Origin of the sequence: Rhizobium sp. BK049 (genome assembly GCF_014193135.1) — a bacterium.
Lineage (GTDB): Bacteria > Pseudomonadota > Alphaproteobacteria > Rhizobiales > Rhizobiaceae > Rhizobium.
Genome location: NZ_JACHYV010000001.1, coordinates 74,053 through 92,990, shown reverse-complemented (window position 1 = coordinate 92,990; position 18,938 = coordinate 74,053). Strand labels below are relative to the sequence as shown.

Below are 18,938 nucleotides of genomic sequence, written 5' to 3'. Positions count from 1 at the left end.
GTCACTCCGCGGCCGGGACGAGGGTTTCGGAAATCAGGACGGCTTCCGGCTCGTCGTCCGGCTCCGGTCCCAGGCGGATCGCCTTGATCATCAGCCTCATCTCGATGACGATCAGCACCGTGTAAAGCGCGGCAAAACCGATGATCGTCAAAAGCACGGTGCCTGCGCCGAGGCTGGAGACGGCCGCCGCCGTCGGCAGCACGCCTTCGATCACCCAGGGCTGGCGGCCAAATTCGGCGACCACCCAGCCAAGCTCGATGGCGACCCAGGGGAGGGGAATCGCTAGAACGGCAATCCTCAGAAGCAGCGGATACTTGTCGAGGTGGCGCCGCGCCGACAGCCAGAAAAAGGTTGATGTCAGCAGGATGAAGAAGATGCCGAGGCCGACCATGATGCGGAAGGACCAGAAGAGCGTCGGCACGTGCGGGATGGTATCGCGCGCCGCCTGAGCGATTTGCGCGTCGGTCGCCTGACGCGGATCGTCGACATAGCGCTTCAGAAGAAGCGCGTAACCGAGATCATGGCCGAGATCCTCGAAAGAGCTGCGCACTTCCTGGGCCACCTGATCCTGGGCGGGTGCGGCGCGGATCTGCATCAGCGCATCGTAAGCCTTGATGCCGTCGCGGATGCGGGTTTCGGCCTGCTGTTCGAGCTTGTCGATACCGGGAATCTCTGTTGTCAGCGACCGCGTGCCGATCAGGCCCATGACCCACGGGATATGCACGGCGAAATGTGTTTCACGCGCATCCTGGTCGGGGAAACCGAAGGCGGTGAAGGCGGCCGGAGCCGGCTCGGTCTTCCACATTCCTTCGATCGCGGCAAGCTTCATCTTCTGGTTCTCGGTCGCGAGATACCCGCTCTCGTCGCCAAGCACGACCACCGACATCGCCGAGGCGAGGCCGAAGGATGCCGCCACCGTCATCGAGCGCTTGGCCAGTTCGATGTGCCGGCCCTTGATCACATACCAGGCCGAGACGCCGAGCACGAAGATCGAAGCGCAGACGTAACCCGCCGACACCGTATGGACGAATTTCGCCTGGGCGACGGGATTGAAGACCACGTCGAAGAAGCTTGTTATCTCCATACGCATCGTCTGCGGATTGAGCGCCGATCCCACCGGGTTCTGCATCCAGCCATTGGCGATGAGGATCCAGAGTGCGGAAAAGTTCGAGCCGAGCGCCACGGCCCATGTGGCGACGAGGTGGCCGACCTTCGACAGCTTGTCCCAGCCGAAGAAGAACAGTCCGACGAAGGTCGCCTCGAGGAAGAAGGCCATCAGGCCCTCGATCGCCAGCGGCGCGCCGAAGATGTCGCCGACATAGTAACTGTAATAGCTCCAGTTCATGCCGAACTGGAATTCCATGACGATACCGGTGGCCACGCCGAGCACGAAATTGATGCCGAACAGCGTGCCCCAGAATTTCGTCATCTGCCGCCAGATCTGGCGGCCGGTCATGACATAGACGGTTTCCATGATTGCCAGCAGCACGGAAAGGCCGAGCGTCAGCGGCACGAACAGGAAGTGGTAAAGCGCCGTCAGCGCGAATTGGAAGCGCGAAAGTGCTACGATATCTAGTTCCATTGTCTTTCTCCCACGGTCCCACGGGGTACGGAGCATTCCTCAGCGCCGGCTGGCGCCTGAGGGCATGCGGCTCTGGCTCAATCCGGCCGAAGCCGGTCGAGCGCCTTTTCGAACGCCGCCTCTCCGCGGCGCGAAATCTCTGAAATGCGGCCGCCTTCGATGACGGCGACGCAGTCTGCAATCGCGGCCTCGCGGCGGATATGGGTCGCGATGACAAGCGAGCGGCCCGCTGCCATCGCCGACAGGCGCTGGAGCACATCGCGGGCGGTGGCGCCGTCGAGGCTTTCGGTCGGCTCGTCTAGCAGCCAGAGCGGCGTATCGCGCAGGAAAAGTCGGGCAAGCGCCAGCCGGCGCGATTGGCCGCCGGAAAGGCCGAGGCCGCCTTCGCCGAGCCGCGTCTCAAGCCCTTGCGGCATGGCATCGACATCGGCCAGCAGGCCGGCGGCGGCGAGCGCATCGTGCAGATGGGCATTGCTCGCATCCGGATCGGCAAGAAGCAGATTGCCGCGCAGACTATCCTCGAAGAGTTCCGTCCGTTGCGTCAGCAGGGTCGCCGTCACTGCGGCGACGCTTCCCGACCTCGCCGGCAATTCGCCGGAAAGCAGAGCCAGCAGGCTTGATTTGCCCGCGCCGCTCGCGCCGATGATTGCCAGCCGTTCGCCCTGCCGTAGCGCGAGCTTGATGCCCTCAAGAGCAGGCACCGCGGAATTTTCATGGAAGGCGGACGCGCCAGCGAGTGCAAAGGCATATCCGGGCATCGGTAGCGCCAATGGCTCGGTTGCCGCCGCGGCGGCAAGCCTTGGCGAGATGCGTCTCGCTGCCAGCAGCGTCCGGCCGAGTTCCAGGGCGCCGCGACGCAGCGCCGCGAAGGGTTCGACGGCCGCCAAGGCGACGAGCAGGCCGAGGGCCGCGACAGGCGCGGTGATCGCCTTCGTCTCTCCAAGCGCCGCCACGGCAAGCAACGAAGCCGTCAGCAGCAAGGCCGAGACGAGGCCGAAGCCGAAGATCAGACCGGTTTCGACGCGATTCAGCCCGTCATCGGCATGAGCGGCATAGCTGTCGGCAGCAGCAATCGCGCTCCTCTGGGCCTCAAGCCGGCCGGCCATCAGCAGGTCGGTCTGGCCGGCGACGAGATCGATCGTCCGCGAGCGCAGTGCCTCGATGCCATGGGCGCGCCGGCGGGCATGCTTGCGCGCCGCGCGGCCGCCGATCCATGGCAGGCCGAGGCCGGCGCCGGCGAGAAAGAGGCCGAAGGATAGGCCGAACAAGGGATGCATCAGCCCCAGCACCACGATCGCAGCCAGTGCTGCGCCGATTGCGACGGCGGCCGGCACGAGAATGCGGAGATAAAGGGAATCGAGCGCATCGATATCGGCCGTCAGCCGGAAGAGCAACCGCGCGGGGCGGCGCAAGAGAGCCCGGGCGGCACCCGGTTCGGCAAAGCCGCGAAATAGCCTCTCGCGGAGCGCGGCGAGCACAGCGAGCGTCGCCTCATGGGTGGCAAGTCTTTCACCGTAGCGAGCCGCTGTCCTGATGATGGCGAGCAGGCGAATGGCGGCAGCCGGCGCAAAGACGTCGAAGGTCATGGCAGCCGCGGCCGAAAGGCCGGCAAGCGAGGTGGCTGTGATAAACCAACCGGACAGGCCCAGCAGTGCAATGCCCGCCGTCACCGTCGCTGCCGAAAGCGCAGCACCGAGCAGCAGCGCGCGCCGGCGCTCGGCAAAGAACAGAATGAGGATCGGTCTGATGTCTGCAACTAGGAAACTCATTCGGCCGCCTCCCTCATGACGAAAGCGGCGTCGACGCGGACAGTTCGATGCATGCGAGCGGCAAGCTGCGGATCGTGTGTCGCAACGACGAGGGTACGGCCTCGTGCGAGCGCAAGCAGGCTCTCTGCCACATCAGCCGCGGTGGCGGCGTCGAGATGGGCGGTCGGCTCATCGGCCAGAATGATCTTCAGATGCGGATTGCAGGCCGCGCGCGCGATCGCAAGCCGCAGCGCCTCGCCGCCGGAAAGCCCGATCCCGCCTTCTCCGAGCGGCCGGCTGCCATAGGCGTCGGCCACCTTTCCGAGGCTGGCGGCATCGAGCGCGTCCGCCACATTGCCGCGTGAGATGCCGGCCCTTCCGAGCGCAATATTGGCCGCGACGGTGCCGGCAAAGATATGCGGCTTCTGGCCGATCCATGCCATCGCACCCCTCAGGCTGGCGGCAGTTTCATCCCGAAGCTCGATGCCGCCGATGACGATGCTGCCGCCACATGGCGCCAGCCCTGATATCAGCGAAAGAAGCGTCGACTTGCCGCAACCGCTGGCGCCGAGCAGCGCCAGATGTTCACCGGCAGCGATTTTAAGGTTGAAGCCGTCGAGGACAAGCGGCTCGTCGGCGCCGTAACGGAAGGCAAGATTTTCGAGGTAGATGTCAGGAGCCTCGCCGCCAGCGGGTGCCGCGGCCTCAGCCGCCCCGTGGATCGGCAGGCCATCGGCGGCAAGCGCATCCAGGGCCTTCAGCGCCGATTCACCGGCCGCCCGGTCATGCCAGACGGCCGAGAGTTCACGCAGCGGCTCGAAGAAGGCGGGCGCGAGCAGCAGGATGAACAAGCCTTCTTCCAGATCGAGCCGGCCTGACCAGGTTCCGAAGCGGATTTCGCCGAGCAGGCTGAAGCCGACATAGACGGCTATCATCGCTACGCCGAGTGCTGCGAAAAGCTCGAGCACCGCCGAGGACAGAAACGCGATTTTCAGCACGGACATGGTGCGCGCGCGCAGCAATTCCGCCTCGTGACGCAGCCGCCCGGCCGTTGCATCGACTGCGTCGAGCGCGCGGATCGTCGTCAGTCCGCGCAGCCGATCGAGCAGGAAGCCGTTGAGACCGCCGGTTGCGACAAGCTGTCTTTCGCTTGCCGCTTGGGCGCGCCAACCGATCAGCGCCATGAAGATGGGGATCAGCGGCGCGGCAAGCAGCAGGAGCAGAGCGGCGACCCAGGAGACCGGCAGGATAAAGACAAGGATGACGAACGGCACAAGGCTCGCCTTGATGCGTGCCGGCTGGAAGCGCGAGAGATAGGGCACGATGAGTTCGGCCTGTTCGCCGATGACGCTTGCGGCTTTGCCTGATGCCGGCCGGCCGCGGTCGGTCGGCGACGATTGGGAAAGGGCAGCGACAGCGAGTTGGCGCTTGCGAGTGAGTTCCGTGCGTGCGGCGCGGAAGGCCAGACGGCCGCCAGCCGCCTCCAGACAGCTTTTTATCAATCCAAGGGCGAGGATGCCGAAGGCCAGCCAAAGTACGTCGTGCAGCCCGCCGTCATCGGCAAGACGATCGACCGAGACGGCCAGCAATCCCGCCTGCGGGATCCAGAAGGCGGCGGCCAGCGCCTGCAGCATCGCCGCATTGCGCAACTGGCCTTTTCCCGCGTCGGCGTGCGGCGATAGCGGCTCGCAATTGCGCGGCCGGATTTCCACTTCGTTTGTCGCGTCGAAGAAAGCAGTGCCCATGGCGCTAACTCTTGTTCGCAGGATTCGGCCGGCGGGCTCGGCCGAGCGAGACGACCCGGTCCTTGGCCTCCAGAAGCTTTGTCACTTTCGCGCCAAGCGAGAGTAACGTTGCGAGCCTTTCCGTTTCAAGTTGTTTCACATCTTCGTACCAGTGGGTCAGTTGTTCGATCAGCGTGTGCATCTCGCCCATGCGCTCCTGGGCATAGCGCTCGGCTTCGCTGGCAGGGCGCTGCATCAGGATCTCGCGCAGAACCGACAGCGTCGGATCGACTTCCCGCTTCTTTCGCTCCTCGGCGAGCGTCCGCAATATCTGCCAGACATCATCCGGCGTGGTGAAGAAATCGCGGCGGTCATCCGGCTTATGCTTGAGCAGGACGAGGTTCCAGGCCTGCAATTCACGCAGGCTCATCGACACGTTGGACCGCGAGATGCCGAGAGAATCGGCGATCTCTTCCGCGCAAAGCGGTGCAGGGGAGACGAAGAGCAGGGCGTAGATCTGGCCGACTGTGCGGTTGATCCCCCAGCGCGAGCCCATTTCGCCGAAATGGAGAACAAAGGACTGGACAAGAGGCGGAAGATTCATGGTCGTTTCCGTGGCGTCTGTGATTTCAGAAATTTCTGAAACTACTATACAGACTTTCGGACCCGGCCGACAATCTGCAAGACGGCCCTGCGTCAATTTGGAAGCCCGTCGGTTCGTTGATCGTGCACCATATATAGCCTGCCCCGGCGCCGATGGATTTGACTTAAATCAAGTCTGCAGCAATTTGCGAGGCGACGAAAAAACGCCCGGCAAGGTGTTACCGGGCGTTTGGTGACTGCGATATCAGGTGCGGCCGCCCCTGCGGGGCCGGCTGGGATGGCGTCAGGCTCAGATCAAGCCGGACAGGAGGCCGACGCCGGCGAGGGCAGCAATGCTGCCGGCCGTGCGCGTCACCAACACGCCTTGACGTTTGCCGGCGTGCCCGACGGCGTAGCCAAGCGCGAGGCCGGCGGCGTGCAACAGTGCCGTGGCGACCATGAAACCGGCGGCATAGGCGCCGCCCGCAGCATTTTCCGGCATTTCAGCGCCGTGCGCATGACCGTGGAAAATGGCGAAAAGACCGATGATACCGGCCGTTGCGGCGAGCGGCGCCTTGACATTGAACGCCACAACGGCGCCAAGCACGACGACTGAAAGCGCGATACCGGTTTCAACAAAGGGAACATTGATAGCGGAGACGCCAAGGAGACCGCCGAGAGCCATCACCAGAACGAAGGTCGTCGGCACAAGCCATACGGCGCGGCCGCCGAACTGAAAGGCGAAAACGCCGACCATCACCATGGCGAGGATATGATCGAGGCCGGATATCGGATGGGCAAAGCCATGGCTGAAACCCGCCGCTTCGCCGATGGCGGGATGGGCGGCGGCGACGGCAGGAAGCGCGATGGCGGCCAAAGCCAGCAAGCTGCTCTTGAATGCTGATTTCATTGCTCGATCCCCTCTTAAGTTTTCCGGTATGTGGCGGCGGCCAGCAAAGACGTGCGCGCAGGCTAGTTCAAGGAATTTACGTCGTCAACGAAAACTCTAAGAAATAGCAAGGCGATTCAATTGCTTATCTGATAGGCAAATGCCGCTTTCGACAGCGTCGCCGCTTCCACGCGATGTAGCGAAGCATCACGAACTGGAAAGCGTTTCGCACAGAAGCTATCAATCGAAGAGCCGAGGCGGCGCCTACCGCCGCGATGGAGGAGATGTCCATGACGAATGCCGAACGACCGCTGGCGATCAGCGCGCCCGAGCCGCGCACGCTCGACCTGATCTTCAGCGACAAGGCGCGCACCGAACTGCATGCGAAATACGAGATCGTCGAAGCCGATCCGGAGAATATCGCCGGTCTCGGCGACCAAATCCTCGGCCGGGCCCGCTACATCATCGGTCAGCCGCCGGTTTCGGCCGAAACGCTCGCCAGAATGCCGGCTCTGCGCTCGATCCTCAACGTCGAAAGCAATCTTCTGAACAACATGCCCTATGACCTGCTCTTCGAGCGCGGTATCCATGTCGTGACGACAGGCCAGGTCTTTGCCGAGCCGGTCGCCGAAATCGGGCTCGGCTTTGCGCTCGCCCTGGCGCGCGGGATCATCGATGCGGACGTCGCCTTTCGCGAAGGCAGCGAGCTTTGGGGCGGGGAGGGCAATGCAGGTGCGCGGCTGATCGCCGGTTCCGAGATCGGCATCGTCGGCTTCGGCGATCTCGGGAAGGCGCTGCGCCGGGTCCTTTCCGGCTTCAGAGCGCGCATCAGGGTGTTCGATCCCTGGCTGCCGCGCTCGATCCTCGAGGAAAACGGTGTCGAACCTGCGAGCCTTGAAGATGTGCTGACGAAGAGCGATTTCGTCTTCGTCGTCGCGGCCGTCACCAGTGAAAACAAGGGTTTTCTTGGCGCTGACGCCTTTGCCAGCATGCGCAGGAGCGCCGCCTTCATCCTGCTCAGCCGCGCCGACGTCGTCGATTTCGACGCGCTGATGGCGGCCGTGGCGTCCGGCCATATCCTTGCGGCGAGCGACGTCTACCCCGAGGAGCCACTGCCGTCTGATCATCCGGTACGCAGCCTGAAAGGCTTCATCCGCTCGGCGCACCGGGCCGGAGCGCTCGACAGCGCCTTCAAGAAGATGGGCGACATGGTACTGGAAGACATGGACCTGATGGATCGCGGTCTGCCGCCGATGCGCTGCAAGCGGGCCGAACGCGAGACCGTCTCCCGCATGCGCTCCAAGCCGGTGGCAGTGAATTAGAAATGCCGCCCAAGCTGGTTGTCAGCTTGGCGGCATCCATAGTGGCTGGTTTTTTTAGGCGGCGCGCTGGCCGGTGCCCTGAATCGCAGCGAGCTTCCAATCCGCGCCCGGCTTGCGCACGAAGGTCCATATTTCGATGCTTTCACTCGGACGGCGGTCGTCGCCGGAAACGAGACGACCGCTGTCGCGTTCGACCATGGCATCGATGGAGGAATAACGCATGGCAAGCGTCGCATATTCCTGGCCGTTCTCCCGCCAGGCCTCGGCAATATCGCCCTGCAGCAGCCTGACGTCGGAGACACGATTGCGCACGCCGTTGGTGGCGTTTTCTCCCAGTTCCTCGGCCAGGTAGGACATGGCCTCGGGCGTCGTCAGCCGGCGCAACGTGCTGTAGTCTTCGGCGCCGTAAGCGGTCTGCACCTTAGTCAGCAACTCCTCGAACTGGTCGAGATCCGACTGGGTCAGCCCGATCTCGTCGCTCGGGTGATCGCGGCGCGACTGCCCGCCGTAACCGGCGCCCGAGCCGATCGCCGGAATCTGGAACGACGAATTGTTCGTGGGCGCCATGTTGAAGGACTGGCCGGCGGACCGGCTCTGGCCGCCGATGCCGTAAGAGGGCTGGCGGCGGTTGGCGAAATAGCGCATGGCGAACATGATGGCGCCGCCGATCAAGGCAATCTGCAGCAGCATGCCGAGGAAGCCGAAGCCGCCGCCGAAACCGTGGCCGAGCAGCATGCCGAGAAGGCCGCCGGCGATCAGGCCGCCGATCATCGAACGGCCGAAGCCATTGAAGAAACCCGGGCGCTGCTGGGCGTAGCCGGGCTGCTGCGTGCCATAGGGGGCGGTCGTTTGCGGGCGCGGCGTCATCGAGCGTTCAATGGGGGCAGCCGGGGCAGGCGCCGTGCGGGTAACCGGAGGCGCGCTGAAAGTACGGGTGCCACGGCTTCCGAACCCGCCGAAGCCGCCGGCGCGGCGCGCATCGGCATCGCTGATCGTGGCAAAAACGGTAGCGCTCGTCAGTACGGCAATGGCGGCCATCTTGGCAAAACGCGAAACGGTACTCGGCATTCCTGGTCTCCTGTCATGCACAATCACGGCATGTCGGGATAGAATATAGGTCGTCTTTCTTCTGTTTGAAGTTTTTCGGCCGCTTTATTGACAGACGTCGACCCAGCTGGCGCCGGTCAGCTCGGCCAGCCTTCCTGTGGCGATGCGCACGGCCGAATTGGTCGAGCCGGCCGCCGGCACCACTTCATCGAAGCGTTTCAGCGAAATATCGCAATAAATAGGCAGCGGTGAGGGCAGGCCGAACGGGCAGACACCGCCGACGGGATGGCTGGTGACCGCCATGACCTCTTCGGCATCGAGCATGCGCCCCTTGGCCCCGAAAGTGTCCTTGAACTTGCGATTATCGAGCCGTGCCGTACCGCCGGCAACGACCAGCATCATCTGCTCGCCGACGCGCAGGCAGATCGTCTTGGCGATCTGGGCGGGCTCAACGCCATGGGCTTCGGCGGCAAGCGCCACCGTCGAGGAGCTCTCGGCGGTTTCGATGATTTCGATGTCGGGTGCGTGGGTGCCGAAGAAGGCGCGGACGGATTCAAGGCTCATGGATCGGATGCTAGACCAGGAAAGGCGCAATTTGAAGCATAAAAGATGCTCGCCGAACACCGCCGCTTGCAAGTGCCGCGGACATCGTCATAATAATTTTGCACACGTGCTCAATTTTGTCATTCGGCCGTTACAACAAGCCCATAGAGCGGGACTCGTCACGTTTTCGCGGGCTTTCGAAGCGGTCGTCAACACCAGTGATGACCCGTCAAAGAGGCCTCACACTGCTCTTCTGGGGAGATGAAGAAGATGACCATTTTGCCGACGTTGAAATCCCTTACTGTCGCGGCTGCCATCCTGGCCTCGACCTCCGTATTCGCACTTGCCAAGGACGTCACCATCAGCGTCTGGGCCGGCGGCACCGGCCCGAACGACGTCTATCGTCTCGATGCCATCGAGATCGCGGCTCAGCAGTTGCAGCGCGAAGCCGCCCTCAAGGGCGAAGATCTGAAAATCACCGTCGAGAAGAAGCCCTATAGCGCCTGGGAAGACTTCAAACAGGCCTTGACCCTTGCCGCAGAAGCAAAGACCGCCCCGAACATCGTCGTCAGCGGCCATGAGGACATCGCGCCTTGGTCGCAATCCGGCCTGATCGTTCCGATCGAGGATTATGTCGACCTCGATTCCTGGCCGCTCAACGGCATCTACGAAAATCTTCTGAAGATCGCCTCCTACAACGGCACCGTCTACGGCATCCCGCAGGATGCCGAATCCCGACCGATGTTCTTCTGGAAGCCTTACATGAAGGCGATCGGCTACAGCGACGCCGATCTCGACGCCCTGCCTCAGAACGTGCAGGACGGCAAGTATACGATGAAGAACCTGCTCGAAGACGCCAAGAAGATGCAGGACAAAGGCCTCGTCCAGCCCGGCTACGGCTTTTATCCGCGCACCAGCAACGGTCCGGATTACTGGCAGTTCTACACCAGCTTCGGCGGCACGATGGAAGAAGGTGGCAAGCTCGTTTTCGACAAGGCCGCGATGACCCGCACTTATCAGTTCTTTGCCGACGCCGTTAAAGCAGGCGTCACCAAGAAGAACCACATCGGCATGCCGGGCGACCAGTGGTGGAAGGAAGTCGCCACCGGCAAGGCCGGCATCTGGGACGGCGGCACCTGGCACTATGCCCGTCTCGTCAACCAGGAAGGCCTCAAGGATTTCTTCGGAAACGTGATCTTCACGCTGATACCGGCCGGCGAAGGTGGCAAGGCCAATACGCTGACGCATCCGCTCGTCTATCTCCTGACCGCAGGTCACAGCCAGGATGATACGGAGATCGCTGCCCAGCTGGTCAAGATCGCCTCTGAGCCCCGCACCAATGCGTTGCATGCGGTCAAATCAGCCCATCTCGGCATTTCCGAGGCGGAGTCCCAGGTCGATTTTTATTCCGCCGACCGCTGGACCCGCGAAGCCACCGAACGCCTGCTGCCGCATGCCAACGCGATGCCGAACAATTCCGATTTCGGCACCTATTGGAACATCATGTGGAAGAACCTCGAAGCTTCCTGGACCGGCGCCAAGGCAGTCGACGCCGCAGTCGGCGACGCCGAAAGCGAGCTGAAAAGCACGCTCGGCGACAAGATCGTCATCCGCTAAGATCGAAGCGTCCCTCCGGGCGGCGGCGACCCGCCGCCCGATCGATCCCTTCGAGGAGGCTTCCATGAAATCGTCCAGAGCGCTCGGCCTGGTGATGATCGCGCCTGCGGCGATTATGATCGTGCTTTTCTTCCTGATGCCGGTCGTTCTGACGGCAGTCTTTTCTATGACGAACATGACCACGGCGACCGGCATTTCAGGAGGCGTCTATCAGATCGCACCCAATTCGTTGATCACGCTGAAATCGGTGATGCCGGAGATCGCGGCCGAGATGGCCGAGCCGCGCTACACGATCGACGAAGCCGGCCTCAAGGCCGTGGAGAGCCTGGGCCTTGCGCCTGCGATCGCGGCGGAGTTGCGCGCCAAGCACGCCGGCGAGGTCTTTGCGACGCGGCGCGAGGCCGAACGTATGATCAAGGATCTTGCCGAACGACCTTCGACGCGCGAGGTCAAACAGATCTCCGAACAGTTCAACCGCTCCGTCCTCAATACGCGCTTCGACAGCAAGGAACAGCTGTTTTCGTCGCTGGACGGACTGGGGTTCAAGCTGACGCCGGAGCAGAAGGAAACCGTCGCCAAGACCACCTATACCGGCTGGACCTGGACGACCGACAATTTCTCACGCATGACCAGATCGCCCGACATGGCGCGTGTGCTTTTCAATACCGTGCTCTATGTCGCGCTAGTATTGATGCTCTTCAACGTCGGTTATGCTCTGCTGCTTGCCATCTGGACGCATTACATGCCTGCGACGCCGGCCTCGATCTTTCGCGGCATCTGGCTCCTGCCGCGCATCACGCCCGTCGTCATCTACGTCATGTTGTGGAAGTGGCTCGCCTGGGACAGCGGCTTCATCTCCATCCTGATGGGCAAATTCGGCTACCCCCCGAAGAACTATCTGCTCGATACCGCCTATAATGCCTGGTCTTTCGTCGTGCTGATCAACGGCTTCATCGGCGCCTCGATGGGCATGCTGGTGTTCTCGTCGGCGATGAAGGCCATCCCGAAGAGCCAGTTCTATGCGAGCGAGGTCGACGGCGCCTCACGCTGGCAGCAGATCCGCTACATTATCCTGCCCCAGATGCGCTGGCCGATCCTCTTCGTTACCTGCTATCAGACGCTGTCGCTGCTCGCCTCCTTCAATGAAATCCTGCTCGCCACCAATGGCGGGCCGGGCAACGCGACCGAGGTCTGGGCGCTCTCCGCCTATCACACCGCGCTCAGGAATTATGCCGGCAATCTCGAATACGGGCTGGGAGCCGCCATGGCGCTGGTGCTCGTCGTCATTGGCGTGATGCTGTCGCTCCTCTATCTGCGAGTCTTCAACTACCGCACGCTTGTCGCCAAGCCCCTGATCGAGGATTGATCATGGCCGAACGATCCCAGCCCTCGGCAAATTACAGCAGCTGGCCCGTCATGGCGGCGCTTACCATCGTCAGCCTGCCGCTGCTGTTGATGTATGTCTATCTCTTCCTCGACACCGTGACGATAAAGCAGCAGGACGCCTTGCTGCCGTCGGGCCTGACGCTCGATCACTGGCGTTTCCTGTGGCAGACGACGCCGGGCAAAGCCAACATCTGGCAGGTGACCGTGAATACGCTGCTCTTTGCAGCCAGCACCACCAGCGTCGTGCTCATCGTCTCGTCGATGGCCGGTTATGTGCTCTCGCGCCTGAACGTGCCGGCGCGTGGCTTCTTCCTTGCCGGCGTCATGGTGCTGCATGCCTTCCCGTCCGTGACGCTGATCATCGCCATCTTCATCGTGCTGCAGATGATAGGCCTCTATAACTCGCTGATCGGCGTCATCCTGGTGAAGGCGGCGATCGACCTGCCGCTCGGCATCTGGCTGATGAAAGGCTTCTACGACACCGTACCCTGGGAAATCGAAATGGCCGGCGTCGTCGACGGCGCATCGCGTTTCAGGGTTTGGCGCAGCCTGGTACTGCCGCAGGTCAAGCCCGGCATCATGGCGCTGGGCCTGTTCTCCTTCCTGTCCGGCTGGGGCGAGTTCATCCTGCCGCAGGTGCTGGCGCCGGGCAACCAGGTGCAGGTGCTGTCGGTCTATCTCGCTGGCTTCCTTGCCGACGACAACAATTACGATTTCAACATGTTCAAGGCGGTCGGCCTCTTCTACCTCATTCCGGTGCTGATCGCTTACGCGCTCTTCAACAAATACCTCATGAACATCTACGGCGGCGGGAGCAAAGGCTGATGCGCATCCTCCTCGACAATTTCTCGAAGAGCTTCGGCTCCACCAAGGTCATCGAGAACATGCAGCTCGAGGTCGCCGGCGGCGAGATGCTGGCGCTGCTTGGCCCGTCCGGCTGCGGCAAGTCGACGACGCTTTTTGCAGTCTGCGGCATCCACCGGCCGACCGGCGGACGCATCCTTTTCGGCGATCGGGATGTCACGGACCTGCCGAGCCAAGCCCGCAATGTCGGTGTCGTCTTCCAGTCCTATGCGCTCTACCCGCATATGACGGTTGCCGAGAACATTGGATTTCCTCTGAAGGTCAAGGGCGCGCCTGCCGCCGAGATCCGCAAAGAGGTCGATCGTATCGCAGCCCTGGTTCACATCGGCAATCTGATGAGCCGCCGGCCGGCCGAGCTTTCCGGCGGCCAGCAGCAGCGTGTGGCGCTGGCCCGGGCACTGATCCGCAAGCCCGACGTGCTGCTGCTCGACGAACCCCTCGCCAATCTCGACGCCAAGCTGCGCCTTGAAATGCGCTCGGAGATCCGACGCCTGCAGCGCGAGACCGGCATCACCGCCATCCTCGTCACCCATGACCAGGTGGAGGCGATGAGCATGTGCGACCGTATCGCCATCATGAAAGAGGGCGAGATCGTCCAGATCGCCACGCCGGCCGAGATGTACAACGATCCGAGGACCGCCTTCGTCGCCGGCTTTCTCGGCAATCCGCCGATCACCTTCCTGCGCGGCGTCATGGAAAACGGCGCTTTCGCAATTCCGGAAAGTGAGATCCGGGTGCCGTTGCCCGACGCGATCGGCGCCGCCGAAGGCAGCAAGCTGATGCTTGGCGTCCGGCCGGAGCATTTTACGCCGGCCGGCGACATTACCGTCTCCGGCAAGATCACCTTCGCCGAAACGCAAGGGCGAGAAAATCTTTACGACGTGCGTCTTGCCGGCGGTCCGCTGCTACGCTCGATCCAGCCGGCGCGCAACGATATTCACGTCGGCGACGATGTCGCCTGGGGGATCGACAGCCGTGGCGTGTTCGTCTTCGACGAGAACGGAACGAGGCTCTGATGACCCGCGATTTTTCGACCTTCTTCGAACGTTATGGCTGGCCGACGGCCAAGGGCCGGCTTCCATTCTGCATCGGCCATCGCGGCGCCAGCGGCCATGAACGCGAAAACACTATCGCCGCGTTCCGCCGCGCAGCCGAACTCGGCGCGGAGATGTGGGAGCTCGACACGCAGCTGACCGGCGACGGCGTGGTGGTCGTCTCGCATGACGACCATCTGGACCGGGTCTACGGCATCGACCGGCGCATCTCGGAAATGACGGCGGCGGAGCTTGCCGACCTTGACGGCGTCGACGTGCCGAGCTTTTCGCAGGTCGCCGCTCTCGCTCGAGAGACGGGGACCGGCCTCTATGTCGAGCTCAAGGCGCCGGGGACCGGCATCCGATGCTGGCAGCACCTTGTCGAAATGAACCAGCGCTTTGCCTGCCTTGGCTCCTTCGATACCGCTCAGGTTCGCGAACTCAGGGACGCTGCCTGCGATCTTCCGCTCTCGGTGCTGATCCGTGTCGGCCACGATCCGCATGCTCTCGGTGATGAGGCCGGCGCAGATATCCTCCATCTCTGCTGGGAAAGGGCAGGGGAGCGTCCGCAGGATCTGGTGACCGAGTCGCTGCTGCATCGTGCCTTCGAGGTGGGCCGCGAGATCGTGCTCTGGCACGAAGAGCGGCGGACCATTCTCGATGACCTCATGAAACTCCCGGTTCTCGGCATCTGCACCGATCTGCCCGATCTGATGCGGCCGCCGACGACGAAGGAGAAAGCACTTGGCTGATAAGGACAAGGGACCGCGCAAGGTAACCTCTTTCGACGTGGCGCGGGTGGCCGGCGTCTCGCGCGCCGCCGTGTCGCGCGCCTTCACGCCGGATGCCAGCGTTTCGCCGAAAACGCGCGAGAAGGTCTATCAGGCCGCCAAGGACCTCGGCTATCGAGTGAATTATCTTGCCCGAAGCCTCACCAACAAGCGTTCCGATCTCGTCGGTCTCGTCGCCGCGGGTTTCGACAACCCGTTCCGCACGCTGCAGATCGAGCATCTGTCCCGGGCGCTGCTCGCCCGTAACTTCCGCCCGATCCTGCTGCCAACCTCACAGGAGGCGGATACTTCAACGGTCATTGGCCAGTTGCTGCATTACGCCGTGTCAGGCGTCATCGTCACATCGGACGCACCGCCGACCGAAATCTGCGAACAATGCGCGGCCGAAGGCGTGCCGATCGTGCTGATCAACAAGGGCAACGACATTCCTTTTGTCGACCGCATCATCTCCGACGACAGCATGGCGGGTCATCTGGCGGCCAGCCATCTGATCGATAGCGGCGTGCGTAAGCCCGCCGTGATGGCTGCCCCGGCCAGATCCTATACGGCGCGACGTCGCAGCGAGGCCTTCATCGCCCGCTGCAAGCAGCTTGGCGTTGAGGGGCAGTTCCTGCAGGTCAAAATAAACGATTATCGGAGCGGTTATGACGCGGCGACCGGCCTGGCCGCAACCGGCATCGATGGGCTGTTCTGCGCCAATGACTACATGGCCTGCGGGGTGATCGACCGCGTCATGCAGGGTAGGAGCCGCGACGAGACGCCGCCGCTCCGCATTATCGGCCATGACGACATCCCCCAGGCCGCGTGGACCGCCTACGACCTGACGACCATCCGCCAGCCATGCGACATCCAGGCAGAACAAACCGTCGACCTGCTGATCAGCCGGATGGCCGAACCGGAGCTGACGGCGCGTGTCGAGTCCACGCCGGTGACATTGATAAGAAGAAGGACCGCCTGATGAATGCCGCATTCGACGCCGCTGCCATCCGTGCACGGGCTGAGGCCGCCATTGCTGTTGCGCTCGAGGTTGGACGGGAGACAGCCAGGTTTCGGCGCGAGTCGGATCCCGGCACTCTCGCCGTTCAAAGCAAGGGATTGCAGGACTTCGTCACCATCGCCGACGGGAGAGCGGAGCAGGCGATCCGCCAGGGGCTCATCTCGCGCTTCCCGGACGATACCTTCATGGGAGAAGAGAGTGGCGGGCAATCGGAAGGAGCCGGCACCTGGGTCGTCGATCCGATCGACGGCACGACCAACTATATCAGGGGGTTCCGTTATTGGGGCGTTTCGATCGCCTTTGTCATCGGCGACAAGGTCGAGATCGGCGTCGTTTACGACGCTGCTGAGGATAAAGTCTGTCACGCTGTTCGCGGCGGCGGCGCCTTCAAGGATGGGCTGCCGATCCATGCGGCGACGACTGCCGATCCCGCCAGTGCGCTCATCATTCTCGGGCATTCGCGCAAAACGAGCTTCCACGAGTATCTCGCGCTCTCCAAGCGACTATATGAGCGCGGCATGGATTATCGGCGCATGGGCGCAGCCGCCATCGATCTTGTGCGCGTCGCCGAGGGCGCCGCTGACCTCTGTTACGAACGTCACCTCAATGCCTGGGATATGCTCGCCGGTGCGCTGATCGCCGAAGAGGCCGGCGCCACGGTTGTGATGCCGCCGGTCGCCCGTCTACTTGCCGATGGCGGCCCTGTCGTCGCCCATGCGCCGGGGCTCGCAGGTGAATTTGCCTTCATCCTTGAGAGCGCGGGACTGACGCTCGCCAGTTAGCCGGAGATGCGACGGCGCCATGCGCGTTCGGTCGCCGGCGCTTCGTCGGTGGTGATCTGGTCCGGCTTCAGGGCCATCAGCGCCGAAAAGTTCCGCCATTCCGCATCGCTGAATCCAGCCTCCGGATCCTTCAAGGTGAAGGTCCATGCATCGACGCGTTTGCCTTCGTCCCGGCAGAGACCGATCAGGTCTAGGCCATCCTCGGCGGCATCAAGGATCAGCTGCCAGTGGAGATAGATGGTGTCAGGTTCGGTCGGACCGCGAAGGTCGGCGCGCAGTGTCATCTCGGCCGCCCTCCAGCCGCTGGCCTGTCGGATATCGTAAAGCTTGTCGGTCGGATCGATCCCGCGCATGAGATGCGGAAGCTTTTCCTTGACTGCCACGATGAGGTCGAGACTGCCACCGCTGACGATCACCGAGGCGGTGATGTCACCGAAATGCACCGCAAGATGCTCGATGCCGCGGGGGCCGACAGCTTCGTAATCGTCCTTCATGTCGAATTGCAGCAATGCGGCCGGATGTGTCGCCTGCATCATGTCGGCGAGATCCTCGCTAAGGATCAGCGGCCGGGCGCCTTCCCTCATCCTGACATTGCGTAGGTCGGCTGCGGTCTTCGCAGCGATCGGTCCACGGCCCGTCGTTTCACCTTCGAGCTCCTCGTCGTGCAGCACGACGAAGCCCCCGTCGCCGCGCACGCGCAGATCGAGTTCCATCGAGGCACCCGCTGCAAAACCTTCCGCCATCACTTCGGCGGAAAACAGCGGATCGGTAACCCGCTTTCGCAGCCGATGCCATTTCAGACGGGTGTGATGCCCCTCGTGCGAAATCTCCAGGCCCTGCGAATCCGCCAATGTCATCATCTGCATCCAGTCCCCGCGACGACACTCTCCTGCCTTGCTAGCGCGCGATTATCAAGACCCGCATCGCGTTCAGCGACCATAAGCTACCGCTATGGCCTCTGAAGCGGCGGCGATATCGGCGGCATGACCTGCCTGCCTGAGGGCAGCGCCGTAGGCAACGACATTCGAGAGCACCGTCTGGAATGAGGCGCGCGGCCCCGTGTGGTTGAGGCGCACGAGATGGGCGGCGGCTCCGACACCTGCGGCGAGTTCAACGCCCAGGCGTCTGGCGGTCGCGATTAGCGCTGCTGGTCCCAGCTCTTCCGGCACCCGCACCGCCGTCACCAGATTGGAAGCCTTTGCCGCCGGTACCCAGGTTGCAACGCCCAGTGCGGCAAGTCCAGCCCGCGTCGCCGAGCCTGCCAGCACATGGCGGGCAATGACATTCTCCAGACGCTCGGCCTCGATGCGGTCGAGCGCAGCTTCAAGCGCAAAGAATTCCAGCGGTGCCGGCGTTCCCGGCAGACCCTGCCTGCGATCATCGACCCAGCTCTTCAGATCGGCCAGCGACAGGATCGAGTCGCGCGGCCCACCTTTCCTGAGAATGAGATCCCAGGCGCGTCTGCTGACGGAGAGCGCTGAAACGCCGGCCGGGCCGCCGAGCGCCTTCTGTGGCCCGATTACCGCAACATCGATCCCGAGACTATCGATCTCGAGCCGATGGCCGCCGATCGAGGCGACCGCATCGACGATGGTGACGATGCCGCGGCCACGGGCAAGCGCCAAGATCTCGGGCAGCGGATTCAAGATGCCGCTCGCCGATTCCGCGTGAACCATGGCGAGGACGTCGATGTGAGGGGCGAGATCGAGCGCCTTTGCGATCACCTCGATGTCGATCGGCAGACCCGGCTCGGCAATAATATCGTGGAGCGTGGCACCGCCCCGCCGCAGCCATTGCCCGAACCAGCCGCCATAGGGGCTGGTGACGATATTGACGACTGAAAGGCCCGGACGCGCCAGGCTGGCGGCTACCGCCTCCAGCGCCACCACCGCCTCGGCCTGCACAAGCAATATATCGTTTCGGCTCTGCAAGACGCCGCCGATCCTGTCGGCCAGGGCAGCGTAGCGTTCCGCTGGATAGGAGGGGGCGCCGTGCAGGGGATTCCAACCGGGATCGAACATGGACGTTTC

The 18,938-nt window shown here is 63.0% G+C and carries 17 protein-coding genes; 8 read left to right on the top strand and 9 right to left on the bottom strand.

Annotation, left to right across the window (positions count from 1 at the left end):
* Position 1: 1 nt before the first annotated feature.
* The 5 genes from FHT70_RS00455 to FHT70_RS00435 all read right to left on the bottom strand — a co-directional run bounded on the left by FHT70_RS00455 (position 2) and on the right by FHT70_RS00435 (position 6,546).
* Positions 2–1,582, bottom strand: coding sequence for a cytochrome ubiquinol oxidase subunit I (locus FHT70_RS00455; RefSeq protein WP_183698291.1), 1,581 nt, complete (start codon positions 1,580–1,582; stop codon positions 2–4).
* Positions 1,583–1,659: 77 nt separating this feature from the next.
* On the bottom strand, positions 1,660–3,351 hold the full coding sequence (locus FHT70_RS00450) for an ATP-binding cassette domain-containing protein (protein WP_183698290.1): 1,692 nt from the start codon (positions 3,349–3,351) through the stop codon (positions 1,660–1,662).
* Positions 3,348–5,075, bottom strand: a complete 1,728-nt coding sequence (cydD, locus tag FHT70_RS00445) for a thiol reductant ABC exporter subunit CydD (protein ID WP_183698289.1) — start codon at positions 5,073–5,075, stop codon at positions 3,348–3,350. The genes FHT70_RS00450 and cydD overlap by 4 nt, the downstream gene beginning before the upstream one ends.
* Positions 5,076–5,079: 4 nt before the next feature.
* Positions 5,080–5,658 carry a GbsR/MarR family transcriptional regulator gene (locus FHT70_RS00440; protein WP_085781568.1) on the bottom strand — a complete coding sequence of 193 codons (579 nt, stop codon included), beginning with the start codon at positions 5,656–5,658 and terminating at the stop codon, positions 5,080–5,082.
* A 288-nt stretch (positions 5,659–5,946) separates the two neighbouring features.
* Entirely contained in the window at positions 5,947–6,546 is a 600-nt protein-coding gene (locus tag FHT70_RS00435; RefSeq protein WP_183698288.1) for a HupE/UreJ family protein, read from the bottom strand.
* A 269-nt stretch (positions 6,547–6,815) separates the two neighbouring features.
* On the opposite strand from FHT70_RS00435, the gene FHT70_RS00430 reads away from it, so the two are divergent.
* Positions 6,816–7,847 carry a hydroxyacid dehydrogenase gene (locus FHT70_RS00430; RefSeq protein ID WP_183698287.1) on the top strand — a complete coding sequence of 344 codons (1,032 nt, stop codon included), beginning with the start codon at positions 6,816–6,818 and terminating at the stop codon, positions 7,845–7,847.
* 54 nt (positions 7,848–7,901) lie between these two features.
* Here FHT70_RS00430 and FHT70_RS00425 read toward each other — a convergent pair whose 3' ends face one another.
* Complete coding sequence (locus FHT70_RS00425; RefSeq protein WP_183698286.1) at positions 7,902–8,915, bottom strand: Tim44 domain-containing protein; 1,014 nt, start codon at positions 8,913–8,915, stop codon at positions 7,902–7,904.
* Positions 8,916–8,999: 84 nt separating this feature from the next.
* Positions 9,000–9,458 (bottom strand): YbaK/EbsC family protein, encoded by a 459-nt coding sequence (locus FHT70_RS00420; RefSeq protein WP_085781564.1) that lies wholly within the window; start codon positions 9,456–9,458, stop codon positions 9,000–9,002.
* Between the two features lie 249 nt (positions 9,459–9,707).
* Between FHT70_RS00420 and FHT70_RS00415 the strand changes: the two genes are divergently transcribed.
* The 7 genes from FHT70_RS00415 to FHT70_RS00385 all read left to right on the top strand — a co-directional run bounded on the left by FHT70_RS00415 (position 9,708) and on the right by FHT70_RS00385 (position 16,908).
* The gene (locus tag FHT70_RS00415; RefSeq protein ID WP_097599668.1) at positions 9,708–11,054 is read left to right on the top strand and encodes an extracellular solute-binding protein; all 1,347 of its coding nucleotides are present in this window, start codon (positions 9,708–9,710) and stop codon (positions 11,052–11,054) included.
* A gap of 64 nt (positions 11,055–11,118) precedes the next feature.
* Complete coding sequence (locus FHT70_RS00410) at positions 11,119–12,420, top strand: sugar ABC transporter permease (RefSeq protein WP_183698285.1); 1,302 nt, start codon at positions 11,119–11,121, stop codon at positions 12,418–12,420.
* Between the two features lie 2 nt (positions 12,421–12,422).
* Positions 12,423–13,265: a carbohydrate ABC transporter permease gene (locus FHT70_RS00405; RefSeq protein ID WP_085781561.1), complete on the top strand. Its 843-nt coding sequence runs from the start codon at positions 12,423–12,425 to the stop codon at positions 13,263–13,265.
* The gene (locus tag FHT70_RS00400; RefSeq protein WP_183698284.1) at positions 13,265–14,320 is read left to right on the top strand and encodes an ABC transporter ATP-binding protein; all 1,056 of its coding nucleotides are present in this window, start codon (positions 13,265–13,267) and stop codon (positions 14,318–14,320) included. Before FHT70_RS00405 ends, FHT70_RS00400 begins: the two co-directional genes overlap by 1 nt.
* Positions 14,320–15,090 (top strand): glycerophosphodiester phosphodiesterase, encoded by a 771-nt coding sequence (locus FHT70_RS00395; protein WP_183698283.1) that lies wholly within the window; start codon positions 14,320–14,322, stop codon positions 15,088–15,090. Before FHT70_RS00400 ends, FHT70_RS00395 begins: the two co-directional genes overlap by 1 nt.
* Positions 15,083–16,087: a LacI family DNA-binding transcriptional regulator gene (locus FHT70_RS00390; protein WP_183698282.1), complete on the top strand. Its 1,005-nt coding sequence runs from the start codon at positions 15,083–15,085 to the stop codon at positions 16,085–16,087. The genes FHT70_RS00395 and FHT70_RS00390 overlap by 8 nt, the downstream gene beginning before the upstream one ends.
* Positions 16,087–16,908: an inositol monophosphatase family protein gene (locus FHT70_RS00385; protein WP_183698281.1), complete on the top strand. Its 822-nt coding sequence runs from the start codon at positions 16,087–16,089 to the stop codon at positions 16,906–16,908. The genes FHT70_RS00390 and FHT70_RS00385 overlap by 1 nt, the downstream gene beginning before the upstream one ends.
* Here the strand turns inward: FHT70_RS00385 and FHT70_RS00380 are convergent.
* Positions 16,905–17,774 (bottom strand): glycerophosphodiester phosphodiesterase family protein, encoded by an 870-nt coding sequence (locus FHT70_RS00380; RefSeq protein WP_183698280.1) that lies wholly within the window; start codon positions 17,772–17,774, stop codon positions 16,905–16,907. The genes FHT70_RS00385 and FHT70_RS00380 overlap by 4 nt on opposite strands.
* 63 nt (positions 17,775–17,837) lie before the next feature.
* Positions 17,838–18,929 (bottom strand): aminotransferase class V-fold PLP-dependent enzyme, encoded by a 1,092-nt coding sequence (locus tag FHT70_RS00375; RefSeq protein ID WP_183698279.1) that lies wholly within the window; start codon positions 18,927–18,929, stop codon positions 17,838–17,840.
* Positions 18,930–18,938 lie beyond the last annotated feature (9 nt).